The sequence below is a fragment of the Erythrobacter sp. R86502 genome, assembly GCF_042466465.1.
In the GTDB taxonomy this organism is placed as follows: domain Bacteria; phylum Pseudomonadota; class Alphaproteobacteria; order Sphingomonadales; family Sphingomonadaceae; genus Erythrobacter.
The window spans coordinates 713,153-738,952 of record NZ_JAXHCJ010000001.1 but is presented as its reverse complement, the minus strand read 5'-3'; the positions used below and the strand labels follow the sequence as shown (position 1 = coordinate 738,952).

At 60.4% G+C, this 25,800-nt stretch carries 20 protein-coding genes; 9 read left to right on the top strand and 11 right to left on the bottom strand.

Annotated features, from left to right (window positions below):
* The first annotated feature begins 88 nt into the window (after nt 1-88).
* From fdhD to SJY33_RS03520, 3 genes are all read left to right on the top strand, one after another.
* Complete coding sequence (fdhD, locus tag SJY33_RS03530) at nt 89-937, top strand: formate dehydrogenase accessory sulfurtransferase FdhD (RefSeq protein ID WP_379921178.1); 849 nt, start codon at nt 89-91, stop codon at nt 935-937.
* Nucleotides 927-3,227, top strand: a complete 2,301-nt coding sequence (locus SJY33_RS03525) for an FdhF/YdeP family oxidoreductase (RefSeq protein WP_379921176.1) — start codon at nt 927-929, stop codon at nt 3,225-3,227. The genes fdhD and SJY33_RS03525 overlap by 11 nt, the downstream gene beginning before the upstream one ends.
* A gap of 138 nt (nt 3,228-3,365) precedes the next feature.
* Nucleotides 3,366-4,517, top strand: coding sequence for a L,D-transpeptidase (locus SJY33_RS03520; protein WP_379921175.1), 1,152 nt, complete (start codon nt 3,366-3,368; stop codon nt 4,515-4,517).
* Between the two features lie 54 nt (nt 4,518-4,571).
* Here SJY33_RS03520 and SJY33_RS03515 read toward each other — a convergent pair whose 3' ends face one another.
* The gene (locus SJY33_RS03515) at nt 4,572-5,378 is read right to left on the bottom strand and encodes an outer membrane protein assembly factor BamD (protein WP_379921173.1); all 807 of its coding nucleotides are present in this window, start codon (nt 5,376-5,378) and stop codon (nt 4,572-4,574) included.
* 148 nt (nt 5,379-5,526) lie between these two features.
* Here SJY33_RS03515 and SJY33_RS03510 point away from each other — a divergent pair, with 148 nt between their 5' ends.
* Entirely contained in the window at nt 5,527-6,414 is an 888-nt protein-coding gene (locus SJY33_RS03510; protein WP_379921172.1) for a hypothetical protein, read from the top strand.
* 99 nt (nt 6,415-6,513) lie between these two features.
* Here the strand turns inward: SJY33_RS03510 and lepA are convergent, their stop codons facing one another.
* From lepA to SJY33_RS03495, 3 genes are all read right to left on the bottom strand, one after another.
* Nucleotides 6,514-8,331, bottom strand: coding sequence for a translation elongation factor 4 (lepA, locus tag SJY33_RS03505; protein ID WP_379921170.1), 1,818 nt, complete (start codon nt 8,329-8,331; stop codon nt 6,514-6,516).
* A 55-nt stretch (nt 8,332-8,386) separates the two neighbouring features.
* Nucleotides 8,387-10,552, bottom strand: coding sequence for a putative bifunctional diguanylate cyclase/phosphodiesterase (locus SJY33_RS03500; protein ID WP_379921169.1), 2,166 nt, complete (start codon nt 10,550-10,552; stop codon nt 8,387-8,389).
* Between the two features lie 162 nt (nt 10,553-10,714).
* Nucleotides 10,715-13,387, bottom strand: coding sequence for an EAL domain-containing protein (locus SJY33_RS03495; RefSeq protein ID WP_379921167.1), 2,673 nt, complete (start codon nt 13,385-13,387; stop codon nt 10,715-10,717).
* Between the two features lie 267 nt (nt 13,388-13,654).
* On the opposite strand from SJY33_RS03495, the gene SJY33_RS03490 reads away from it, so the two are divergent.
* Nucleotides 13,655-15,352 (top strand): PHA/PHB synthase family protein, encoded by a 1,698-nt coding sequence (locus SJY33_RS03490; RefSeq protein WP_379921166.1) that lies wholly within the window; start codon nt 13,655-13,657, stop codon nt 15,350-15,352.
* A gap of 133 nt (nt 15,353-15,485) precedes the next feature.
* Nucleotides 15,486-16,355 (top strand): alpha/beta fold hydrolase, encoded by an 870-nt coding sequence (locus SJY33_RS03485; protein ID WP_379921164.1) that lies wholly within the window; start codon nt 15,486-15,488, stop codon nt 16,353-16,355.
* Between the two features lie 173 nt (nt 16,356-16,528).
* Here the strand turns inward: SJY33_RS03485 and SJY33_RS03480 are convergent, their stop codons facing one another.
* The 6 genes from SJY33_RS03480 to SJY33_RS03455 all read right to left on the bottom strand — a co-directional run bounded on the left by SJY33_RS03480 (nt 16,529) and on the right by SJY33_RS03455 (nt 22,095).
* Nucleotides 16,529-17,611: a DUF2855 family protein gene (locus SJY33_RS03480; RefSeq protein WP_379921162.1), complete on the bottom strand. Its 1,083-nt coding sequence runs from the start codon at nt 17,609-17,611 to the stop codon at nt 16,529-16,531.
* 29 nt (nt 17,612-17,640) lie between these two features.
* Nucleotides 17,641-18,768 carry a DNA polymerase III subunit beta gene (gene dnaN, locus SJY33_RS03475; RefSeq protein ID WP_379921160.1) on the bottom strand — a complete coding sequence of 376 codons (1,128 nt, stop codon included), beginning with the start codon at nt 18,766-18,768 and terminating at the stop codon, nt 17,641-17,643.
* Between the two features lie 161 nt (nt 18,769-18,929).
* Nucleotides 18,930-19,694 carry a 3-oxoacyl-[acyl-carrier-protein] reductase gene (fabG, locus tag SJY33_RS03470; RefSeq protein ID WP_379921159.1) on the bottom strand — a complete coding sequence of 255 codons (765 nt, stop codon included), beginning with the start codon at nt 19,692-19,694 and terminating at the stop codon, nt 18,930-18,932.
* 24 nt (nt 19,695-19,718) lie between these two features.
* A complete protein-coding gene (locus SJY33_RS03465) occupies nt 19,719-20,294 on the bottom strand; it encodes a hypothetical protein (protein ID WP_379921158.1) in 576 nt (191 codons plus the stop codon).
* Nucleotides 20,291-21,229 (bottom strand): ACP S-malonyltransferase, encoded by a 939-nt coding sequence (locus SJY33_RS03460; RefSeq protein WP_379921156.1) that lies wholly within the window; start codon nt 21,227-21,229, stop codon nt 20,291-20,293. Before SJY33_RS03460 ends, SJY33_RS03465 begins: the two co-directional genes overlap by 4 nt.
* 35 nt (nt 21,230-21,264) lie before the next feature.
* The gene (locus tag SJY33_RS03455) at nt 21,265-22,095 is read right to left on the bottom strand and encodes an LD-carboxypeptidase (RefSeq protein WP_379921155.1); all 831 of its coding nucleotides are present in this window, start codon (nt 22,093-22,095) and stop codon (nt 21,265-21,267) included.
* 56 nt (nt 22,096-22,151) lie between these two features.
* Between SJY33_RS03455 and SJY33_RS03450 the strand changes: the two genes are divergently transcribed.
* Both SJY33_RS03450 and SJY33_RS03445 read left to right on the top strand, forming a co-directional pair.
* Nucleotides 22,152-23,579 (top strand): glutamate ligase domain-containing protein, encoded by a 1,428-nt coding sequence (locus SJY33_RS03450; RefSeq protein ID WP_379921154.1) that lies wholly within the window; start codon nt 22,152-22,154, stop codon nt 23,577-23,579.
* Nucleotides 23,580-23,614: 35 nt separating this feature from the next.
* Nucleotides 23,615-23,863, top strand: a complete 249-nt coding sequence (locus SJY33_RS03445) for a hypothetical protein (protein ID WP_379921152.1) — start codon at nt 23,615-23,617, stop codon at nt 23,861-23,863.
* A 46-nt stretch (nt 23,864-23,909) separates the two neighbouring features.
* Here the strand turns inward: SJY33_RS03445 and SJY33_RS03440 are convergent, their stop codons facing one another.
* Nucleotides 23,910-24,533 (bottom strand): TetR/AcrR family transcriptional regulator, encoded by a 624-nt coding sequence (locus SJY33_RS03440; protein ID WP_379921151.1) that lies wholly within the window; start codon nt 24,531-24,533, stop codon nt 23,910-23,912.
* A gap of 99 nt (nt 24,534-24,632) precedes the next feature.
* On the opposite strand from SJY33_RS03440, the gene SJY33_RS03435 reads away from it, so the two are divergent.
* A complete protein-coding gene (locus SJY33_RS03435) occupies nt 24,633-25,799 on the top strand; it encodes an efflux RND transporter periplasmic adaptor subunit (RefSeq protein WP_379921150.1) in 1,167 nt (388 codons plus the stop codon).
* Nucleotide 25,800 lies beyond the last annotated feature (1 nt).

Sequence of the window (25,800 nt, the reverse complement as noted above, 5' to 3'; positions counted from 1 at the left end):
TTTGTGATCGCCGCGCCGCAACAGTGCGCAAATGATGTGTCACCGCTTTATCCATCGCCTTGCGCAGGATCGGTGATAGGATGGCACAGTGCCAGGCTGCCAGACCCCTCACATATTCCGCATCGCCTTTACCGATGCGCCCGTGCGCGACGCGCCCGAAGCGCTGGCGCAGGAACAGCCCATTGCTTTTGAATATAACGGGCTTGGTTATGCCGTCATGCTGGGCACGCCGCACGATTGTGAGGATTTCGCGGTAGGCTTCACCATCGCCGAAGGATTGGCGAACGGCCCTGAAGACATTCTGGCCTTGGCAATTGCGCCGTTGGATCGGGGCACCATCATCCGCATAACTCTGCCTGAAGATCGCGCTGCGCCATTGCGCGAACGGTTGCGGTTGCGATTGGTCGAAGGCAGCTGCGGATTGTGCGGGCTTGAAACGATCGACGATGTGCTGCGCCCGCTTGCACCCATCACGGCGCACCCTGCCCTGTCGGTGGCCGCGATAACCGCTGCACTGGCGGCGCTGCGATGTCATCAGCCGCTGGGCCGCGCCACAGGGGCCATGCATGCCGCCGCGTTTTGCGACGGGGCGGGCCAGATCATTGCCACGCGTGAGGATGTCGGGCGGCACAACGCGCTCGACAAGCTGATCGGCCACATGGCGCGGATGAAGATTGATCCGCACACGGGGTTTGTCCTGCTGTCCGCCCGCTGCTCGTATGAACTGGTGGAAAAGACCGTACGCGCCGGCGTACCCGCGCTCGTCACGATTTCGGCGGCAAGCGATCTTGCGGTTGCGCGCGCGGGCGAAGCGGGCTTGACGTTGATCGCGCTGGCCCGTGACGATGGGGCGCTGGTGATGAATGATCCCCACGCCATCTTCGATGCGGTGGCGGATGCAGATACCCGAACGAAAGGCAAAGCACATGGCCGATGAACTTCCCAAGCCCAGGCAATATAACGGCGCAACCGGTGGCTGGGGATCGGTCGAAGGCATCGCCCGGATCGAACTGGCGGCGCGCGCTTCCCCATCTGCGTTGCTGACGCTGAAAGACCAGAACAAGCCCGGCGGGTACATGTGCGCATCGTGCGCCTGGACCAAACCGGAAGACCCGCTTGCCTTCGAATTCTGCGAAAACGGTGCCAAGGCGACCTTGTGGGATCTGACCCGCGATCGCTGCACGCCCGAAGTGCTGGCGCAGCACACCGTCACCGAATTGCGCGGCATGGGGGACTACGCGCTCGAAATGCTTGGCCGTCTAACAGAGCCGCTGCGCTACAACCCTGCAACTGACACATACGAACGCGCCGACTGGGACACCGCCTTTACCGAAATCGGGGCAAAACTGCGCAGCCTCGATCCGCAATCGGTCACGTTCTACGCCAGCGGGAAGGCCGCGCTGGAACCATCCTATCTCTACGCGCTGTTCGCCCGCGCCTATGGCCACAATAATCTGCCTGACAGTTCCAACATGTGTCACGAAACGACTTCGGTGGGTCTGAAGAAGGTGATCGGATCATCGGTGGGCACCTGCCAGATGGAGGATTTCGATCATGTCGATGCAATCTTCTACCTCGGTCAGAACCCCGGCACCAACAGCCCGCGCATCCTGCACCCGCTGAAATCGGCGGTGGAGCGCGGGTGCAAGATCATTGTCTTCAATCCGCTCAAGGAAAAGGGCCTGCGCGAATTCGTCGACCCGCAGAACCCTGTCCAGATGACCGTGGGGACGCCGACCAGGATCGACCATCAATATTGCCAGGTTCGTGCAGGCGGGGACATCGCGGCACTAATGGGCGTGTGCAAGCACGTCATCGCGATGGAGCGCGCCCGCGGGCCCAATGATGCTGCGGTGCTCGATCATGCGTTCATCGCAGAACATACCCATGGCCTCGACGATTTCATCGCTACGCTTGACGCTGCCGATTGGGGCGATCTTGAACGCGCAAGCGGCCTCACGCGCGATGAGATGGAGGCGGCGGGCCGCTGTTACGCGCAGGCGAAGAATGTGATGGGCATTTACGGCATGGGTCTGACCCAGCATGTTCACGGATCCCAGGCGATCGGAATGCTGGTCAACCTGCTGCTGCTGCGCGGAAATATCGGGCGCAAGGGCACCGGCTGTTCGCCGATCCGCGGCCATTCCAACGTGCAGGGCCAGCGCACCGTGGGCATTACCGAAAAAGTCGATCTGGCTCCGGTCGAAAAATACCGCGAGCTGTTCGATCTGGAAACGCCTGTGCGCGATGGGCACAACACCGTCGCCTTTCTCGAAGCGGTGTGTGACGGATCGGCCCGGGCATTTGTGGGACTGGGCGGGAACCTTGCCAATGCGGTGCCCGATCATGTGCGGGTGCATGATGCGTGGCGGAACATGGAACTGACCGTCCACGTCGCGACCAAGCTTAACACCACGCATTGCCTGCCCGGAAAGGCAAGCTGGATACTCCCCTGCCTTGTGCGTGCGGAGATCGATGAGCAGGTCAACGGCCAGCAGTGGGTGAGCATGGAAGACAGCTTCAGCCACATCAGCGGCAGCCGCGCCTATCGCACCCCGGCCAGCGAACACCTGCTCAGCGAAACCGCGATTGTCTGCGGGCTGGCCAAGGCTACGGTGGGCGATCGCTATCCCAAGCTGACGTGGGACGCCTGGCAGGCCGATTACGGCCGCATCCGCGATGCGATCGCTGCGACCTATCCTGACGAATTCTTCGACATGAACGGCCGGATGAACACGCCCGGCGGCTTTTTCCGCGGCAACGCAGCGCGCGAACGCGTGTGGAAAACTGCGAGCCGCAAGGCGGAGTTCACCGTGCCAAGCGTGCTGAATGCCTGCGGCGTGGGCGATGCCGCCGGGCGCTATCATCTCATCACGCTGCGTTCCAACGACCAGTTCAACACCACGATCTACGGCCACGATGACCGGCTGCGCGGGCTTTCTGGCAGCCGGATGATCGTGCTGATGAAGCCCGAAGACATGCGCGACGCCGGACTTGCAGAAGGCGACCGGGTGACGCTTGTCACCGATGCAGGCGAAGCACCGGGCGGCGCGCAGGAGATGCAGCGCAGCGTCAGCGGGCTTGCCGTGGTGCCCTATGATCTGCCCGCGGGAACGCTGGCGGGATATTTTCCCGAACTCAATCCGCTGGTTCCGCTGTGGTATCACGAAGAACTGTCACAAACCCCGGCAAGCAAAGGGGTTCCGGTGCGGATCGCGCTGGCCTGAGCCAGCAACGCGCACGTGCGTGCTTGCGCCCCCATCACCGCACCGTCCAACTGAATTGCCCGACAATGGAACCGCCCGCGCCCCTTGCGGTTTCCCCCTCCCTGTGCCCGATCGCGGGCTTCGCCATAAGGATTTTTCATGCGTCTTCCCCTCGCTCCGCTTGCCCCCCTGTGTCTGCTGCTGGGTGCGTGCGGCGCAGAACAGTCTGACCCGCAGGATTCCAACACAGCCGCAGCGACCCGCGATGACAATGGCGCGGATTCGATGGCGTCGAACGACAATGCTACAGGAGGCGACGCCATCGCCGACACCGACCCGCGCCCCGTGATGCAAGCACAGGTCGTGCTGGAACGTCTGGGCTTCGGTCCCGGCGTGATCGACGGAGCGAAGGGCGCGTCGCTGACGAACGCCGTGAAAGGCTTTCAGGAATCGCGCGGGCTGGAAGTGACAGGCGAATTCGATACCGCCACGATGGAAGCACTGTCTCAATGGCGCACCATTTCCGCGACCCGGATCGTCACGATCCCGCAGGACTGGGGCCAGCTGACGTTTGAAACCTTGCCCGAAAGCCCCGCCGATCAGGCCAAGCTGGAAAAGCTCGGCTACGAAAGCTTGACAGAAAAGCTGGCCGAACGCTTCCACACGACCCCGGCGGTGCTGGCACAGCTTAACCCCGGAGGAAAGCCCGCCGGTGCCGATGGCGCCACCCCCAGCGCGGCAGCCACGCCCGAAAACGCAAACAATGCGCCCGTATTCACGGCGGGACAAAAGGTGCGTGTGCCCAATATCGGTGCTGACCGGATTGCGGCCGATAGCATCGATAACAAGGACTGGCTCGAAACCCTGCGCTCGCTCGGGGTGGGCACCAATCAGCCCGAAGTTGCGCGTATTCTGGTCGACGAAAGCGAAGGCTGGCTGAAGGCGTTCGATGAAAACGACAAGCTGGTGGCGATGTTCACTGTCACGACCGGATCACAGAACGATCCCCTGCCCATCGGCAATTGGGACGTGAAGGGCAAAGCCTACAACCCCACCTACGCCTATGATCCCAAACTGCTTCGCGGTGCGCCTGACAGTGATGAAAAGCAGCAGCTTCCCCCCGGCCCCAACGGCCCGGTCGGCGTGGTGTGGATCGATCTGAGCAAGGAACATTACGGCATCCACGGCACGCCCGCGCCCGACACCATCGGCACGGCGCAAAGCAACGGATGCGTGCGCCTGACCAATTGGGATGCGGCACGGCTGGCCCAGATGGTCAGCGGCAGCACCAAGGTGGTGTTCCAGAAGTAACACCAGCATTCACGGGCATGGCGGGGCTTGTTCCCCGCCAGCCTGTTTCAAGCCTCAGGACGGAACGACGCCATCCGCATGGCGATCGACCAGCTTGAATGCGCGATCGTACCAATCCGTGCCCGGATAGTTGGCGCCCAGCACGGCGGCGTACTTCACCGCTTCGGCCGGCACACCCAAGGCCAGGCTGCTTTCGGTCAGACGATACAACGCTTCGGGCGTGTGACTGGTCGTAGCGAACTTTTCTACCACATTGCGGAAGCGCAAATCAGCGGCCAGCCACAATCCCATACGCTGATAATGACGGCCGATTTCCATTTCCTTGCCCGCAAGGTGATCGGCCACCAGATCAAGCTTCAATCGCGCATCGGCGGCATATTCGGTCTGCGGGAACCGGCGGTTGACTTCGCGCAGCGCAGTCTGCGCCTGTTCGGTGATTTTCTGGTCGCGGTTCACATCGCTGATCTGTTCGTAATAACTCAGCGCGATCAGGTAATAGGCGTAAGGCGCGTCCTTGTTGCCCGGGTGGATCGACAGGAACCGCTGCGCGTTCTGGATCGCCTTGTTGTAATCGCGCGCGACGTAATAGCTGAACGCACTCATCAACTGTGCGCGCCGCGCCCAGGGGGAATAGGGGTGCTGGCGTTCCACCTCGTCAAACAGCGCCGCGGCCTGCAAGGTGTTGCCATTGTCGAGCCGGCGCTGCGCTTCGGAATAAAGCGATTCCACGTCGCGCGCGACATAGGCAACGTCCTGCCCCTCCGTGCTACCGGCACAGGCCGAAAGGGTCGCAAATGTAGCGGCAGCCAGCGCGACCTGCGCAAGACGGCCAAGGGGGCGAGCGGTGAACTTTGTCGACATGGACGCTCCTATAGCCAGCCGTGCGCTGAACGCCAAGTGAAGCTGCGTGCCCGCTCGCCCCTCACCCACATTTTCCTACTGATGCGTTTTGTGATGTTGTCGCCCCGATGCTGCGCCAGCATCCTCATGCGTGCGCGAAAGGACGAAAATGACTCGCCGCAAAGACCCCCGTACCGCCCGTCTACCCGTCCCTGCGGGAGAGCTGCCTTCTTTCACCCCCGTTCCGCGCCGATGTGATCGCCACGACGGCTGGACGCCGCAGCGCCAACGCGATTTTATTGAAGCGCTGGCCGATACAGGATCGGTCACCGCTGCGTGCAAGGCTGTCGATATGAGCACGTTTGGTGCCTATTACCTGCGGCGCCAACCCGGTGCGGAAACCTTCCGCGCCGCATGGGCTGCCGCGCTGCAACTGGGCGTTCAGCGGGTCGAAGATGTGGTGATGGACCGCGCATTGAATGGCGTGGAAGAACCGCTTTATTCCTACGGCAAACTTGTCGGCACCCGCACCCGCTATAACGACCGGCTGCTGATGTTCATTTTGCGCAATCGTGCGCCAGAACGATTTGCCGCAGGTGGCGGGCCAAAGGGGCTCAACGCGGTCAGCCAGATGCAGCTTGATCGATTGAAGAAACAATGGATCGCAGAGCACGAGGCGGGCAAACGCAATGTCAGCGACCACGACGTGCGCCGCAGCATCGATGCCAAGATCGAAAGCATCCGCCGCAGCATGGAACCGCAGCGTGTGGCGCGCTGGAACAGTCTGTCGTCAGAAACCCATGCGGCGTGGACGCGGTTCGTGGAACTGCGCGAACGCGACCTTGCCGCAACCTGCGCCGATGAAGCCGCACGTCAGTTGGTCAACGTGGAATGGGACGCGCACGAAAACGTGTTTACGCCCAGCAAAGATCTGAAATATCTGCACGATCGCCTGGCGCAGCGCGACGTATCGAACCCGATCGCTTGCGACGGGACCGATGAAGCGCCGTCAGTGTCGCTTGGCAGCCCGCCGGAACCGGAACCGCCGACGCTATAGAGGCTGTAACAACCAAAAAGAACGGTCCGCCGGATAGCCCCTGCATGAAGAAACGTGGGCTATCCAGCGTGATACAGGCATCGCGATGGGCGGCCGGATCTATTCCTCGCCCATTCGCAGGGCTGCGATAAAGGCTTCCTGCGGAATGCTCACGTTCCCATATTCGCGCATCCGGGCCTTGCCCTTCTTCTGCTTGTCGAGCAGCTTCTTCTTGCGGCTGATGTCCCCGCCGTAACACTTGGCGGTCACGTCCTTGCGCATCGCGGCGATGGTTTCGCGCGCGATCACCTTGCCACCGATGGCCGCCTGAATCGGGATCTTGAACAGGTGCCGCGGGATCAGGTCTTTCAGGCGTTCACACATGCCGCGGCCGCGTTCTTCGGCCACATGGCGGTGAACGATCAGGCTGAGCGCGTCGACGGGTTCCGCGTTGACGAGAATGTTCATCTTCACAAGATCGCCTTCGCGCGTGCCGATCTGTTCGTAATCGAAGCTGGCATAGCCGCGGCTGATTGATTTCAGACGATCGTAGAAGTCGAATACGACTTCATTGAGCGGCAGTTCATACGTGACCTGCGCGCGGCCGCCCACGTAGGTCAGTTCGGTCTGGATGCCGCGGCGGTCCTGACACAGCTTCAGGATCGGGCCGAGATATTCGTCAGGGGTGTAAATCACCGCCTTGATCCACGGCTCCTCGATCATCTCGATCCGGTTGGTGTCGGGCCAGTCGGCGGGATTGTGAATGTCGATGACCTTGGCATCCTCGGTCTTGGAATGGCCAAGATGGATGCGGTACACCACGCTTGGCGCGGTGGTGATCAGGTCAAGGTCGTATTCGCGGCTCAGGCGTTCCTGGATGATCTCCAGATGCAGCAGACCAAGGAACCCGCACCGGAAGCCGAAGCCCAGCGCCGCGCTCGATTCCATTTCGAAGCTGAAGCTTGCATCGTTCAGCCGCAGCTTGCCGATGCTTTCGCGCAGCTTCTCGAAGTCGGCGGCGTCGACCGGGAACATCCCGCAGAATACCACGGGCTGCACTTCCTTGTAGCCCGGCAGCGCCGTTTCCGACCCGCCCTTGACCGTGGTGATCGTGTCACCGACGCGCGCCTGTTCGACTTCCTTGATCTGCGCCGTAATGAAACCGATTTCGCCGGGGCCAAGTTCGGCCAGATCGGTGCGCTTGGGCGTGAAACAGCCAACGCGGTCGACCAGGTGCTGCGTGCCGCCCTGCATGAAGCGGATATTCAGCCCCTTGGTCAGCTTGCCGTCGATCACGCGCACGAGGATGACGACGCCCAGATAGGGGTCGTACCACGAGTCGACGAGGCTAGCGGTCAGCGGCGCATCGATCTTGCCTTGCGGCGGCGGGATGCGTTCGACCACCGCTTCGAGCACTTCCTCGATCCCGATTCCCGATTTGGCGGATGCAAGAACGGCGTTGGATGCATCGATCCCGATGATGTCTTCGATCTCCTTGCGAACCTTTTCAGGCTCCGCAGCGGGCAGGTCGATCTTGTTGATGACGGGGACGATTTCGTGATCGTGCTCGATCGATTGATACACGTTGGCCAATGTCTGCGCCTCGACGCCCTGCGCCGCGTCCACCACCAGCAACGCGCCCTCGCACGCGGCAAGGCTGCGGCTCACCTCATAGGCGAAGTCAACGTGGCCCGGCGTGTCCATGAGGTTGAGCTGATATGTTTCGCCGTTCTTGGCGGTGTAATTGAGACGCACGGTCTGCGCCTTGATGGTGATACCGCGCTCTTTCTCAATGTCCATGTTATCAAGGACTTGCTCGGACATCTCGCGCGCGGTGAGCCCACCGGTGAACTGGATCAGCCGGTCAGCCAGCGTCGACTTGCCATGGTCGATATGCGCGATAATCGAAAAATTGCGGATTTTTGAAAGGTCAGTCATCGCCGCGCGATGTAGCGCCGAGCCTCGCGGTTGTCATTCGCCAAAAACGCAACAGCTAGATCGGCTGGTTGGCGTAACCGAACTTGGGTATGGCCCCGCCCTGATCCATGCTCAAGAACTTGTCCGGGGCCAAAGCCGCGAGCGGTGTTCCCGCGGCTGCGAGCGCGTAGGGCGACACGCGGTTGCGGGTGCACAGCCCGCCCGAACCGTCCTCGATCAGCGACTGTTCGAATTCCAGCCCCTGCACATCGCCATTGCTGCGGGTCACCGTAGCAACGGCGAGCTGGCCGCCGCCCAGATCGACCACGAACTGTGTCTGACGTGGGACGTCGGCCAGCCCCTGGATCAACGCGCCCGTCTTTGACAGATTGCGCAGTGTCACTTCGTAGGTGTAGTCATCGTGGATCACCTGGATCTTGCGAAACACCGTGCGCCGACGTGCACGGCGCGTCCGGTCAGAGTCGGGTTCGATTTTCCACGTGCCGCCCGCCAGTTCCTGCATCAGTGCCTGGTCGTCCACTGGTTCGCTGAAGATCGGGCCTTGAAGGAAACGGACGCCGCCATTGGCAAGCGCTGAGACAAGATTGGCGTTTTCAATGCCGCTTGCCATCGTATCCATATGCAAAGCCCCGGCCAGGGCGACGATCGCTCGCACCAGACCGAGTTCGCGGCCATCATCGCGTTCTGCCGCAGCGATCAGTTTCTGGTCGAACTTGATGCTGTCGAACGGCGCCCGGCGCAGATAGGCGAGCGAGGAATAACCGCTACCGAATTCGTCGAGAGTAAGACGCACACCAAGTTTGAACAAAGCCGCCAGCGTGCGATCGACGACATTGGTATCACCAAAAAACACCGCTTCGCTGATTTCAAGTTCAAGCCGAGACGGGTTGATGCCCGATCCATGAACCGCTTCGCTGACACGTTCGACGAAATCTTCCGCTTGAAACAGAGGCACCGGGACATTGACCGCGACCTTAACACTCTCCGGCCAGGCTGAGGCGCTTTGGCAAGCGGCGGCAATTGCCCACCGCCCCACATCGCCGAGCAACGCCGAGCCTTCGGCGATCTGCGAAAATTCCTCCTCGTCGATCACACCGCGTTCGTCGTGGTTCCAGCATACGTGGGCTTCGAGCGCGCAAACATTTCCGGCTGCGGCCTCTACGATCGGTTCGAAACGCAGGAACAACTGCTCTTCACGCAAAGCGGTGCCCAGATCCTGTTCAAGCCGGCGGCGGAAAATCGTTTCGTTTTCCAGATCGCCCGAAAAAAAGCGGTATTGTCCGCGGCCGCCATTCTTCGAAGCATACAGCGCAAGATCTGCGGCACGCACGAGTTCTTCGCGGTTTACCCCGTCGTGCGGGGCGATCGCGATTCCGACGGAGGCACCAATGACACAGCGCCCCTCTTGCAGGCTGTAAGGCTGACGCAGCATGGTGATAATCTTCATCGCCAGATCGCCCAGAACCCCGCGATCATCGACATCAGGCAACATGACCTGAAATTCATCTCCGCCCAATCGCCCGATCTCGCATTCGCGATCGATTGCACGGGTTAATCTGTCGGCAACCTGCTTCAGCAGTTCATCACCCGCGGCATGGCCCAGCGTGTCGTTGACATGTTTAAACCGATCCAGATCGAGCATCATGACCGCGCAATTGCGCCGCGCCGCCTTGAAAGCGGTCAGCGTCGTATCAAGGTGGTGCGCCATGCGGTGCCGGTTGGACAGCCCGGTCAGGGAATCAAATCGTACCAGTCGCGCGGTTTCTTCCTCGCGGTGATATTCATCGGTGATGTCCGCACCCGTTCCACGGAAACCGGCAAATTGACCATCGGGACGTTTTACCGGTTGGCCCGAGAGACGCAGCACTGCGCCGTCGGGACGCCGCACGGCATGTACTGCGATGCCCGCAAAACCCTTGTGAGCGCCCAGCATCCACGAAAGCGATTTGCCGCGTTGTTCGCGATCGGCAGCGGTAAAAATCGAGGTTAAAGGCTGACCCAACAGATCGGCCAGCGGCACGCCGATCCGCGCTGCGATGACGGCTGACAAATAGGTAAGATGGCCGCTTTCATTGCTGGCCCAAAACCAGCCCAACCCCGATTCTTCTAGATCATCAAGCATGGCGAGACGTTCGTCATCGGTCAAAACCGATGCAGCAGCAGGGCGCTCGCTCTGAGGCGCAACGACAATGCGGGGGGACAAGAGACCCTTCAGCGACACTCCCCTGCAAACCTCCAAACGTCAGGTGGCAAACGGCCCACGCCGCCGCTCTCTCTGGTTTGCAGAGGAGTAAAGCCCGATGGTTATTTTTCCGCTAACAGCCACCCCTAACAACACCGATACCCACGCGGCGATCGTGCTAGTTACGTCAAGGCAACCCGTCTAACCGTGCGAAGCCTTGAGCGCATGTTCGCGCTGACTGCTGAGCACCGAAAAGGACCCATCAGCACGGCGGCGCAGTGCCTCATCAAATTCTATCCCTACGCGGGTATCGCAGGACCAGCGGACTTGAGCGGTCGCCACACTGCCGGGTGAAAATTCGACACGCAGGACACTTCCCGCTGGCACATTCCACAGCCCTTCGATCATGGCTCCGCTTTCCGAAATGTTGCGCAGAGTCGCAGTGGTCCGGATGCGATTGTGAATGACTGCGACCTTGCGCAGCAGGTTTTGTCGAGGCGCGCGGACGCATTGCGGGCCTTCTGCGGACGCCACCAGATCGCCCTCGACAAGAGCGGCGGCGTCTTCTGCGGGCATCGGTTTATAGTAGATATGACCCTGAACATGGCTGCATCCCAGCAGCCGCACCAGATCCAGTTCGTCCAGCGTTTCGACGCCTTCGGCTGTCGTATCCATGTGCAGTGCCTCGGCCAGCGACGTAATCGAGGCGATTATGGCGCCGTTCCGGCTACCTTCTTCTGTGGCACCTTGCACGAAGCTGCGGTCAATCTTGATCTTGTCGAAAGGCGCTTTCTTCAGATAGCCGAGCGAAGAATATCCCGTTCCAAAGTCGTCAAGTGCAAGGCGTACGCCCACCCGCTTCAGCGCCTTGAACATTGTCTCGGTCATGGCATTGTCGTTCAGGAACACGCTTTCAGTGATTTCAAGCTCCAGACGCGAGGGAGCGACACCCGAATGGGCTAGCGCATTGGCCACGATGGCAGGCAGTTCGGGATTGGCAAATTGCAGCGCGGATACATTGACCGCACAACGGATCGATCGCGGCCAGCGCGACATGTCGGCGCATGCGGTGCGCAAGGCCCATTGTCCCATCCGGTCGATCAAGCCGGCATCTTCGGCAATCGGCACAAATTTGGATGGGCTCAACCAACCGCGCTTTGGGTGGTTCCAACGCATCAGTGCTTCGAACCCGACGATGGTTTCGGTCGCAGCATAGATCACAGGCTGATAATAGAGCTGCAGATCGCCTTTGGCGATGGCATCGCGCAGATCCTGTTCCAGCTCAGCGCGTTCTTCGGCCGCCGCGTGGAGGTCTTCGGCGTAGAAGCGATAGACCCCGCGTCCGGCATCTTTGGCTGCGTACAACGCAAGGTCAACATTGCGGATCAGCTCATCGCTGGTCGCACCGTGTTCCGGTGCAAGTGCGATCCCGATTGACGCGCCGATAACGACGCTTTGCCCTTCAAGCGAATAGGGCTGCGACAGCGCGCTGATGATTTCCTGCGCCATGTGCCCCAATGCCGGGCGCGACTGGTCGCCCGGAACGATGACCTTGAATTCATCGCCCCCCAGCCTTCCGCACCGCCCCGCAGCGCCGATGCTGCGTTCGAGCCGCTGCGCGACCTGTTTGAGCAGAGCATCCCCTGCCGGATGGCCGAGCGTGTCGTTCACCTGTTTGAAGCGGTCAAGATCGAGCATCAGTACGGCGCACGCGCGTTCGCGTGCGCTGGGAGCGGCAAGGATTTCTTCCAGCGCCCGGCTCATCTGCACGCGGTTGGCCAGGCCGGTGAGCGAATCGTAATGCGCAAGGCGCGAGACCTGTTGTTCGCTCCTGCGCTTTTCGGTGAGGTCGGTGCCGTGGCCGCGGAAACCGCAGAAGTTCTTGAAGCTGTCGTAGACCGGTCGTCCCGTCAGCGCCCACCAGCGTTCATCGCCCAGCGTTGCTGCGCGAACTTCAACGTCGTGGAAGGATGACCGGGCAGAAAGATGGAAGGCGAGCGTGCGTTCGGCGTCTTCTGCGCCGGGCGCAGGATCGACAATTGCGCCCAAGGGACGACCAACGATCTGGGCGCTTGTCTTGCCCAGCGCCATCGCTGCCTTGGGTGAGATATACGTAATCAACCCGCGCCGGTCGGTTTCCCAGAACCAGCCCTGTCCGGTTTCTTCAAAGCTGCGCAGAATATCTTCTGCGCGGGCCGCCACGCGTTCGCGTGCTTCGCGGTTCTGGCGGCGCCGTTCCGCAGCCTTCCATTCTAACCGGGCGATCAACGACAGGGTCAAGGCTGATGCTATCAGCGCGGCGTAAGTCATCGCATGGGGCACCAGCAGCGCAAACCCGGCCCAGCTGGCGATCTTCCCACTGAACAACGATATGATCCGCATATCGAACAGCGCCGCAGCGGCTGCGTTGATGCAGATCAGCGTTGCCACGGCCCATTGCCACGGCAAGCCTTCTCCGACCCAGCATGCCATGGCGTAACCCGCCAGCGCCATCGGCAATACAATGCCAAGCATCACTACGATGATGCGGGTCCGCAAGGACACCTGCGCACGGCGCTGGATCGTTGCGAACAGCGATCCGCATGAAAACAGCGCTGCCGAAGCGAGCGCCGCGCCCACCGTGTTCAGCGATGGGAGACCCTGAAACGCCACCGCGGAAACGGCGTAAGCGACCAGCAGGAACAGGGTCATGGCCCCTGCTTCCTTGGGCAGAAGAATGATCTGCTCGCTTTCCTGGTGCATTTCGCTGTCTTTGATCTTGTCGATCCCGGCTGCATCCAAACGCGCGGCGCTGCGCCGTTCACGGCGGGCGCGCAGATCGCTGTCACCCCCCTCGCCCGTTGAAGGCGAGCCGGTATTGGCAGACGCCCGCATACCCCGCCTGCCGGCACGCGGCCGCCGGTTTGCCTGTGGCAATGTTTTGATACGGTCCCCCACCATCGGGTGCTTTTGGCCCAACAGGCTTGAGAAAAGGATTAATCCTTGTGGTAAATCCTTTCATGCTTTGCCGCGGCCCCAACAATTTGCGCCGTTGCTGAACACCTTGCATGTTTATGCGGCAGGCTGCATTCTTCCATTAAGATCGCATGAAACGGCGGCCGTCAGCGGCGCTGATCAAGACGGTCACACGGAGAGGATGTTATGGCACGCAGCGAAGTGAAGCTTGAAAACGAAGCCGCCCAGTCCACCAATGCGCTGGGGCCGCTGATCGGGGTTGCGCGCGAAGATTTCGTCAGCGCGATCGCGCTGCTGCTACGCGAAACAGCATCCGATCCCGCCCGTCTCGTGCGGCATTCGACGGCGATGGCGCAGGACATGGTCAAGATCATGACCGGCAAAAGCGATCTCGCTCCCGATCCCAAGGACAAGCGGTTCATGGACCCGGCCTGGGCCTTCAACCCCTTCTTCCGCGCCGGTGCGCAATATTACCTGGCCGTTCAGAAAGGCATGCGGGGCTGGCTGGAGGAGCTTGAACTGGACGAACTTGAACGCAACCGGGCAAATTTCATCGCCAACATCGTTCTCGACAGTCTGGCCCCAACCAACACGCTCATCGGCAACCCGACCGCGCAGAAGCGCGTCATCGACAGCGGCGGGCTCAGCCTCATCAAAGGCCTGCAAAACGCATACAATGATGTTGTCCATAACAAGGGCATGGTGAGTCAGGTCGACAAGCGCCCGTTCAAGCTGGGTGAAAACGTCGCGACTTCGAAGGGGGCCGTGGTTCTTCGTACAGAAATGATGGAACTGATCCACTACGCCCCGACAACGGACGAAGTGCATGAAATCCCGCAGCTGACCATCCCGCCGCAGATCAACAAGATGTACATCAATGATCTCAGCCCCGATAAATCGGTGGTGAAATGGCAGGTTGATAACGGCATTCAGACGTTCGTGATTTCGTGGCGCAACCCCACCAAGGAACAGGGCCGCTGGGGCATGGCCGATTATGTCAACTCCTGCCGCGAGGCGATGGAAGCGGTCGCGGCAATTACCGGCGCAAAGAAGGTCAACGTGTCGGCGGGATGTTCGGGCGGACAAACGGCCGCGATGCTGGCGAGCAAACTGGCCGCCGACAAATCCGACCTACTTGGCGCGCTGACTTTGATGGTGTGTGTGCTGCATCCGATGGCGACGGACATTGAAGCCGGTTCGCTGGTGTCCGAAAACGGCATGAAGCTTGCCCGCCAGCGCGCCAGCAAGGCGGGAGTCATCAAGGCGGATGATCTGGCGCGTGGCTTTGCGTGGTTGCGTCCCAATGATCTGATCTGGAACTACGTCATCAACAACTATCTGCTGGGCAGCGATCCGCCCGCATTTGATGTGTTGTTCTGGAACGCCGATGCCACCAATCTTTCAGCAAGTCTGATGGGCGATTTTCTAACCGTCTACGAAACGCTGGCCTTCACCAAAAAGGGCGAAGTGGAGATGGTGGATCACGCAATCGACCTGTCGAAAGTCACCGCCGATATGTTTATCCTTGGCGGCGTGACCGATCACATCACTCCGTGGAAAGCGACCTACCGATCGACACAATTGTTCGGATCGAAGGATGTGACCTACGTTCTGAGCCAATCGGGCCACATGCAGGCAATCCTTAATCCGCCCACCAATCCCAAGGCTAAGTATTTTATTCAGTCCAAAAAAGGCAAGTTGCCAGCCACTGCCGATGCCTGGCTGAAAGGAGTCGAAGAGGTCAAAGGCAGCTGGTGGCCGCTATGGATTGAATGGCTCCAAGCCCGTTCGGGCAAGACCAAATCTGCGCCTTCGACGCTGGGCAGTGATGCCTATCCCCCCACAGACCCCGCACCAGGACTCTACGTGCGCGAAGAAGTCTGATATTGCGCTGCAGCATAGGCGCGGCTCCATGCCGCCCGTTGATGCAGTGAATAAACGAGGGTGTGCGTGATGCCATCTGGCTGAGCACGCCCACCCTTGCGCCGTTGATGGCGCCAAGAAAGGACAGGTTTTTGTGGCCAACCCAATGGACGGCGCCGTCGTCACGATGGAAGAAGTGGGCGGACGGACGCTACGGACTGCGGCGTGGCGGCTGGATATGCCGTCCGATCACTTGCCGATCCTGTTCTTCAATGGCATCGGTGCGAATATCGAAGCGGTCGCCCCGCTGGCCGCTGCCATGCCAGAACGCGGCTTCATCATGTTCGACATGCCAGGAACAGGCGAATCACCTGATCCGGTGGTGCCTTACAACCCTTTCATCATGTGCTGGACCGCAGCACAGCTTCTGTCGAAATATGGTTTGGACGAAGTGGATGTGATGGGCGTGTCATGGGGCGGCGCCATGGCCCAGCATTTCGCCCTTCAACACCCCAAACGCACACGCCGCCTGACCCTGATTGCGACTACGCCGGGGATGGTGATGGTACCGGGTAATCCCAAGGCGTTGACGAAAATGGCCAATCCCCGTCGCTACGTCGATGCTGATTTCATGGCGAAGCATTTCATGACGCTGTATGGCGGAATGACACGGACCAAGGGCCAGGATCACAAATCGAGCCACATCGGCCGCCTTACCCCCCCCAGCCCCCGCGGCTACGTGTATCAGTTGATGTGCATGATGGGCTGGACAAGCTTACCCGCCTTGCCGTTCATGAAAAAAGAAACGCTGATCATGATGGGTGAAGACGATCAGATCGTGCCCGTGATCAATGGCAGGATCCTGAAGGCGATGATCCCCAACGCGCAGCTTAGGATCTTTGAGGACGGCGGCCACCTGTTCTTGTTGACCCATGCCGATGAAAGCGTGGCGGCGATCCGTGAATTTCTTGACGCGCCGGAAACAGGCACGGAAACGGAGCGCATGATGGCAGCGATTGCCTAAGCGGAAAGAGACCCGTCGGGTGTCGGTCGGTCAGCGCCTTTGGTGATGCGATAAAAAGTGGAACCATCACCTTCGGCGGCGGGGTTTTACCGCAGCGAGAGCGGACTGCGTTATCCGTGGGCGCCTTAAAGGGCGCTATTGGGTCAAGCTGCGGAGTGATTGGCCGCCTCGGCTCAAGGCTCTATGACGATGCCCTTGGCCGGGTCGATCTGCCCTGCCACCATCGCGGCAAAAACTTCGCGGGCGGCCGCAAGGCCGGAATGCCGTTCTATCGCGACTGTGCCTTCAGTCACTGCCAGGAAATCACGCCACGCGGAAGCGACCAGCTTCCCGCCTTCGTCCGGCCCATGTGTCTTGAAAAAGGCGACCGCATGATCAGGGGCAAAGAACATTGCAGGCTTGGGGCCAGGTAGCGGCTCGCCCGCACCAGAGGCGGAGCGCGCTTCGATATGAGTCATGCCCACCAGCGCCGAATGGGCGAGCGCGGCGTCGAAATGACGGTGCACCCGCGCGAGCAGATCGGCATTGCCTGCAAAATCAACACTGACGCTGCGCAGCACCGGCAACCGTTCCAAATCTGCATAGGTCACGACGTCATCGTAAAGGCCGCAAGATTCGACAAAGGCGACGTTCTGTTGCGATGTCAGCCCGATCCGCCTGATGGTCGGCGACAACGTCTTTGCCACGCTCGCCAAGCCCATCGCGGTTTTGGAAGAAGCGCTGGTCACGATAAGCTGTTCAGCGCCGAACCAGTCGGCACCGCGAAGAAAGTATTCGATCAGGAAGCCAGTGCGGAACAGGGGCGCAAAAATCATCCGCTCCCCCTCCCGCGCGGGGTCGTGTTCGGGGTCAGCGGCAAGGCGCGTGTAGCTGTTGTAGACCGGGCTCATCGGCTGGCGATGCGCTGCAATGTCCAGGAATCCTCCCGGCGTCACCCTGCCCGGTAGAACGTCCAAATGGCTTGCCATGGGCAAGTAGCCATACAGGCGTTCGCCCACCGCGATTTCGGCGTGGCGGCTTTCGATCACCTGCGCATGGCCCCACATCGGCACGATGCCATAGCCTTCGGGTGCCGGAAAAAAGTCCCAATATTTGAAACCGTCACCCACCACAGCGTAAGTGACGTTATTGGCGGTGACCGAAAAACTTTCTACCGCCAGTCGCACCGCGTCGTCGGGCAAGGGAGAAACCTGCACTTCAACAAGTACGCTCTGCGTCAGGTCCGCCTTGCGAACGTGCACCTGCATCATGGTCATCGGCAGTGCCCCTTCTGAAACGGCAGCAGTTACACCCGCATCGGCATCAGCACATACAGCGCACGGGCATCTTCGTTCTCGCGGATCAAAGTCGGCGCGCCGGCATCGGCCAGATGCAGTTCAACAATGTCGCTATCGATCTGACCAAGAATGTCTTTCAGGTAGTTGGCGTTAAAGCCAATCTCCAGACTTTCCGCCCGGTATTCTGCGGCAATTTCCTCGGCCGCGGTGCCATTGTCGGGCGATGTGACCGACAGGGTCACACGGTCGTTATCAAGCCCGATCTTTACAGCTCGGGTCTTTTCGGTGGCGATGGTTGCAACGCGGTCAACGCCCGAAAAGAACAGCTTGGGATCGACCTTCAAGAGCTTGTCATTCGCGGTGGGGATGACGCGGCTGTAATCGGGGAAGGTACCATCGATCAGCTTGCTGGTGAGAACAACGCCGCCTTCGCCGCCCATCGTGAAGCGGACCTTGCTGGCCGACAGATCGATCAGCACGTTGCTGTCCAGCGCTTCATCTAGCAACTTGCGCAGTTCGCCCACCGCTTTGCGCGGGACGATAACATCGGGCATTCCGGCCGCACCTTCGGGGCGCGGCAATGTGAAGCGCGCCAGACGGTGCCCATCGGTCGCTGCAGCCTTCAGCATCGGTTCGTCATCGTCGGTGACGTGGAAGAAGATGCCATTGAGGTAGTAGCGCGTTTCTTCAGTAGAAATCGCAAAGCGGGTGCGATCGATCAACTCGGCCAGCAGACGTGCAGGCAGTTCGAAGCTAGTCGGCAGATCGCCTTCGACGATCACGGGGAAATCGTCGCGCGGCAAGGTTGGCAGCTTGAAGTTCGACCGGCCCGCCTTGACCTCAAGCCGGTTGTCGCTGGTGGTCAGGCTGACTTGGCTGCCATCAGGCAGCTTGCGGGCAATGTCGAACAAAAGGTGGGCGGACACAGTGATCGCGCCCGCCTGATCGACCGAAGACGCCGACATCGTTTCGACCACCTGCAAATCGAGATCGGTCGCCATCACGCGCATTGAACCACCGGCGTCGGCATCGATCAGCACGTTGGAAAGGATGGGTATGGTGTTGCGGCGCTCCACCACGGATTGAACATGGGAAAGGCACCGCAGCAGTGTCGCGCGTTCGATCGTGGCCTTCATCGCTTGTCCCTATCGGTCCTGTCTATGGCCTAGAGGCGAAGGAATCGCTCTCAAGCGCCGGAATCTGCGTCAAACCTTAGCGTAGGCAAAGCTACGAGCAAGTTGATGGCTTTGCGAGGCACGTTTCCGCTGGGGATAAGGCCGCGCAATTGCGCCGCTGGCTATCCCAGCATCGCCATCCCGCCGTTCACATGCAGCGTTTCGCCCGTCACATAGGCGGCTTCGCGGCTGGCAAGAAAGGCCACGGCCGCCCCGATCTCCGCGCCCTCGCCCATCCGTCCCATCGGAATACGCCCATTGATGGCAGTCTGCTGCTTTTCATCGAGCGCAGAGGTCATCGCAGTGCGGATGAAACCGGGCGCCACGCAATTGGCGGTAATGCCGCGACTGGCGACTTCCTGTGCGAAAGCCTTGGTCATGCCGGTAAGGCCCGCCTTGGCAGCACAATAGTTCATCTGACCGGGGTTGCCGGTCGCACCCACAACCGACGTGATGTTGATGACGCGACCGAAACGCGCCTTCATCATCGGCCTGGCCGCCGCGCGCATCAGCCGGAAACCGGCTTCCAGGTTGATGCGGATCACCTGATCCCATTCATCGTCCTTCATCCGCATGCCCAGGTTGTCACGAGTGATGCCGGCATTGTTGACGAGAATATCCATAGTCCCGAGTGTATCGAGCATGGCAGGGATCAGTTCTTCGACCTGTACGGGATTGCCCAGATCGCAGGTAATTTCGACATGACCATCGTGATCATGGTGCGGATAGGCAGCGTTCAATTCGTCTCGGAAGGCGCGCAGCTTGGCCGCGTTCGATCCCGACAACGCGACCCGTGCTCCTTGCGCAGCAAGTGCATGCGCAATCGCTGATCCGATACCGCCGCTTGCGCCGGTTACCAGTGCGTTCATGCCTTTCAGTGAAAACATCGCTTCGCGTTCCTGTTACTGGGTTTATCCGACAAAGTTGCGGGCGCTCATGCGCTGCATCGCCAGGGTGGCAAGAAAAGCTCCAACCAGTTCGGCGGTTGCTTCGTCCATGCCAAAGCCGATTTCCATGACGAAGTCTTCAAAGACCTTCGCGTTTGCCTCGCCAACCGAAGCGTCTTCTCCTGCGATGCCGATGTTGACTTGTTCTTCCAGCGCGGCCCACAGCGCGCTTCGGTCGCCCTTGGCTAGCGCTGCGTCGATATTGGTGACGTCAACTTGCGGCAAGGGTCCATGGCGCCGAATCGCGGTTTCCACCAAGCGGCCAAGTTCATAAAACAGGGCGGCCTCGAATTCGCTATCGTTCCATTCGTAGGTATCGGCGCAGTCTATTGCTACGTCGCCCACCACTGTGCCGATCGCATCCATCGTGGCGTCACCTGCATCGTCCAGCATGTTCACATCGGGCAGCAGCTCGTCGATCTCTGCGCGCTCTTCAGCGGTGTACCCGGATTCGATGCATTGAAGTTCTGCCCGATCCCTTGCCATTGCGCCCGAAGACAGCAGCAGCGCCGCGCCTGCCAGCCATATTCCGCGTGTCATGCGATCTCCTTCGCAAACGCCTCAAGATCCTTCATGGTCACAAGGCTGGTCATCTGCGCATCGCGGTCCGTCCGGCTCACCATCGGCCCCACTACCTTTCCACCCAGTTCGACAAAGCTTTCGACGCCATCGGCGCGCATGGCAAGTACGCTTTCGCGCCAGCGCACGCGGCCTGTGATCTGTTCAACCAGCAATGCGGTGATCTGCGCAGGATCAGTCACAGCCGCGGCCGTGACATTGGCATAGAGCGGCAGCATCAGCGCACCGGGAGGGGTTTCCTCCAGCGCCCCGGCCATCCGCTTGGCCGCCGGCGCCATCAGCGAGGAATGGAACGGGGCCGACACGTTCAGGATCATGCCGCGCTTGATGCCATGTTCCTTCGTCAACGCCACCGCCCGTTCGATCGCGCCTGTATGGCCCGAAATCACCACCTGCGAAGGGTCGTTGTCATTGGCAACCTCGCAAACCTCCCCCTGCGCGGCAGCTTCAGCCAAGGCTTTGGCCTGCTCGACATCAGCGCCCAGCAGCACGGCCATCGTGCCCTCGCCCAGTGGCACGGCAGCCTGCATCGACCATCCGCGCAGCTTCAACAAAAGCGCCGTATCCGCCAGACCGAATGCACCGACGCTGGCCAATGCGGTGTATTCGCCAAGCGAATGGCCCGCCACGCAGTTCGCATGTTCGAGCAACTTCACCCCGAAGTCATGCTCCAGCACGCGCAGCGTGGCGATGGCGTTGGCCATGATCGCTGGCTGGGCATTTTCGGTAAGCGTGAGCCGGTCTTCGGGGCCTTCGCGCATCAGCACCGACAGGTGCTGGCGCAGCGTATCGTCAACCTCGTCAAAGACATCGCGTGCAGCGATGCTCGAAGCGGCAAGCTCTGCACCCATGCCAACCTTCTGGCTGCTCTGACCGGGAAAAATGAACGCACGCATGATCGACCCCTCTTTATGAGTTTTGGGGCGGGCCGTTACGTCCGCACCGGCGGGCTGGCAAGGCCGAAGGGCACAACCCTGTTGGCAGACGTATGCCCAATCATCGCGCGGCCAAGGTATGGAATGCCCGCCCGGTCGCACCAGAAACGGGCAATATCTTCCTCGCTCTGACCGAACTCGACATAATTTTCGGGGACATCGGTAACAAAGCCAAGCCGAAGCCCGGCAAGCCTTGGCAGTGTGCTGGCAAGGTGAAAAAACATCCGGTCAATCGCATAGAGATGTTCGGACACTTCCTCCACCATGACCACATGTCCTGAAAGATCGGGCATGATCGGCGTGCCCGCGATCATCGCCAGCGTGATCAGATTGAAAGCCGCAGCAGGGGTGGTGCCATCAAGGCCCGGCTCAAGCCCGCTGGTATCGCCGCCCAGCCATCTGAGCACACGGCGGATCGCCTCTCGTCCGCCTTCCGAACGCACGCTTACAGGCATATGACCGTGAACGCTTTGACCGATACGGGCACGGTAAAGCGCTGCCAGCATGTAACCGCAGTCGGAAAAGCCCACATAGGTCTTGGTCCGTGCGGCCGGGTTCATCTGTGCCACCGCAGCTTCGGCAATCCGATTGGATCCGTAACCACCCTTGGCAAACCAGACGACATCGAAGGCCGGATCATTCGCACATTCCAGCAGCGCGGTCAGGCGGCGCAGATCACTGCCTGCAAAATGACCTTCACGTTCAAAGCACTGATCGTGAAAGGTCAGCCGATGACCGGGAAATTCTGCGGCGACCATGGCTTCCAGCGCGGTTTGGTGTTCGCGCGTTATCGGGGTTGCGGGGGCGCAAATGGCGATATTCGTCATGGCGATCAGCCTATGGCGCTTGTCAGGCGGCACGCAAGCCAATAACCCACCAGGATATGGATAATGGGATCAAGGCCGGATCGCTCGCTGGGCGACCGCTGTTCTTTTGCGGCATCGGCGGGTCCGGAATGCTGCCGCTCGCGCAGATCGCGCAGGGTCTGGGCCATCCTGTCGCCGGATCGGATCGCAGCCGCGATCAGGGGCGCACACCTGACAAGTTCGGATGGATGGAAAGCAGCGGCTTTTCGCTGTTCCCTCAGGATGGCACGGGTGTAACCTCGCCCGATCAGATCCTGATCGCTTCGGCCGCGATCGAAGACACCGTGCCCGAAGTCGCCCAGGCCCGGGCGCTGGGTTGCGAGCGTTTGAGCCGGGCAGAACTGCTGTCCAGAATGTTCAATGCTGCCGAATTTTCCGTGGCAGTTGGCGGCACGTCGGGCAAATCCACCGTCACAGGAATGATTGCCTGGATCCTTGCCGAAGGCGGTCACGATCCGACTGTGATGAACGGTGCCGTGATGAAAAACTTCGTCACCCCGGCCAACCCCTTTGCCAGCGCCCGGATTGGGCGGCCCGACCTTTTTGTCAGCGAGGTGGACGAAAGCGACGGTTCGATCGCGCTCTATCAGCCTACTATCGGGGTGCTTCTGAACGTCAGTCTTGACCACAAGAGTATTGAAGAACTGCGTGTGTTGTTTGGCCGGTTCGTTGGCAGCGCCGGAACCGCGGTCATCAACCTCGACAGCACCGAGGCCGGCTATCTTGCCCCCAAGGCGCAGCGCAGGGTGACATTCGGTATCACGTCCCGCAATGCCGACATTACCGTAGACCCGGATTCAATCGATCAAAGCGAACTTGGCTTGCGGGCCGCAGTGATCGATAATCGCAAGCGCGAAGTGTTTCCGCTGATCCTGCCGATGCCGGGGCTGCACAATCTGTCCAATGCGCTGGCCGCGATTGCCGCTGCGGACGCGGCAGGTATCAGGATTGGTTATGCGACCTACGCACTGCGCAGTTTTGAAGGGCTCGCCCGCCGTTTTGACGTGATAGGCACGTCGCCGGGGGGCGTTACGGTCATAGACGATTTTGGCCATAATCCGGAAAAATGCGCCGCCACGTTGCGCACTTTGAAAGCGACCAGCGGCCGGGTCATCGCCTTCTTTCAACCGCATGGCTACGGGCCCTTGCGGCAAATGGGGGCAGAACTGGCGAACACCTTCGCACGCGAACTGGGCCGCGAGGACGTTACGATATTCAGCGATCCCGTTTATTTCGGGGGCACAGTCGACCGAAGCGAAGGAAGCGAGCGGATCGTGGCGCTGATCGAGCAAGCTGGCGGCCATGCCGAACATATCGCGGACCGTGCCGAATGCGGCGATCGGATCGTTGCGCTGGCCCGCCCCGGCGACCGGATCGTGGTAATGGGTGCGCGCGATGACACCCTGACGGAGTTCGCGCAATCGATCCTCACCCGCCTGACCTGAGCCTTTACGCACGCGCCGCGCGCCATGCTCGCCGCATGCTCGGCGCGGTTGCGTTTGGCGTGTTGCTGGTTGTCACTGTGGATCAGGTCTGGGGACATTCCACCCTTGCCTTTGCCGCAGCCATCCTGTTGCTGTTGATCGCAAACGCGCCGATGCTGCGGTTCAATTGCCCGACCTGCGGGAAGAACGCGTTCTTCCGTGGGATTTTCGTGGTCCCCTGGCCCAACCGCATCTGCAAACGCTGCGGCCGGGATCTGTCGGAAAACCCGCCGCGTCATGGCTGAGGGCTGACCGCCACCACGTTACCGGCTACGGAGCCATCCTGCCAGGCTATTGCACTTGAGCGGCGATCCCGGCGGCTTGAATGAAAAAATCCGTGCGTTGGTGGATAGCTTCCGGTGCCTGTCGCACCGCAGCGCCGTGACTGATCGCCTGCCGTTGCAGATCATTGACGAACAGGCCCATGAACATGTCCGCCAGAAAATCGGGCGCTTCTTTCAACGGCACCCCGTCATCGCGCCATTTTGCAAACAACGCTTCGATGGCGTCGCGTGTCGGATTGGTGGTCCGTTCAAAAAATTGACGTGCAAACTGCGGGTCGCAAATGCTGCGCGCTATCACGATCCGTACCAATGCAATCACATCAGGATCAAGAAATTGCTCGTGCAGACCATCGGCAATCACCCGAAGGGTTGCTGCTGGACAGACGCCCAACGACACCGCCTCGCAGATCATCGTTTCTCCCGATGCAGCATTTTCCAGTACCACAGCTTCGAGCAAGCGATCCTTGTTGCCAAACAGTTTGTAGACGGTCGCCAGCGATCCGCCGGCTAACGTCACGATTTCCGCAAGAGTCGTGCGTTCGTAGCCTTGCGCGACGAAAAGATGCCGCGCCGCCGCGATGATAGCGGCGCGGCGTCGGTCGATTCGCTGAAGGGTTGGCGCGGCGATCATGTGACAGGGCATCTCCGGAATACGGGAGTGATTGACAATGGTGTAATCATTATTACACCTTCGCACCTGCAAAAAAATACCAAATGAAAGACTCTCCCGATGAAGTGCATTTGCATTGGCTTGGCGGCCTGCGTCCTTATCGCGGCCTGTTCCGGTGAACAGGCCCCGCCCGAACCACAGCCGGTTCCAGTGCAAACGGTTACGATCACCAATCAGGCTATCCCAAATGTGATCGAATTGCCTGGCCGCGTGGAACCGGTTCGTCAGGCGGAAGTGCGCGCGCGGGTGACCGGAATCGTCCAGAAACGGCTTTATACCGAAGGCAGCAACGTTGCCGAAGGTCAGCCGCTGTTTCGAATCGACCCGCGTGAATTGCGCGCAAGCTACGCGCAGACCCAGGCGGCGCTCGATCGGGCGCGTGCGACCTTGCGTAATGCCCGTGCGGTGGTGGATCGTTACAAGCCGCTGGTCGCGGAAAATGCGATCAGCGGTCAGGAATATGATGCCGCATTGGCTGCCTCCCGCGAAGCTGAGGCGAATGTTGCGCAGATCCGGGCGCAGCTCGAATCGGCCTCACTCCAGCTCAACTACACCACAGTCCGGGCCCCGATTGCTGGGCGTGCCGGCCGTGCGGAAATCACCGAAGGCGCATTGGTTAGTCAGGCCGAAGGTACGTTGATGACCCGGATCGAACAGACCGCGCCGGTTTATGTGAACTTCGCCCAAGCGGCGAGCGAAGTGCTGGCCATTCGCCGTGCGATCAGCGCAGGCAAGATCGCGCTCGATGCCAACGACCGGGTCGAAGTCCGCCTGACCTTTACCGATGGCAGTGAATATCCGATCCCCGGCTATATCAATTTTCTGGCGTTTTCGGTCGATGAAGAAACCGGAACCGTAGGTCTGCGCGCCGAATTCCCGAATCCCACGGGGCTGTTGCTGCCAGGAGAGTTCGTACGCGCCAAACTGTTCGTCGGTGAGGTGCAACAAGGTATCGTCGTTCCCCAGCGCGCTGTAACCTTGTCCGAACAAGGCGGGTCGGTGTTCGTCATCGATGCAAAAGGGTTGGTAGCTGCGCGCAAGGTGACGCTGGGTTCGCTAGTAGATAGCAATTGGATCGTTGAAACCGGGCTGAAACCCGGCGATGTGGTGATTGTCAGCAATCTGCAGAAGCTGCGCCCCGGCATGCCTGTCAAACGCGTGGCCGGGACTGCAGGCACCAGAAAGCCGGTAACGTCCAAACCAGCCCAGCCTGCCGGGGCGCGCTGAT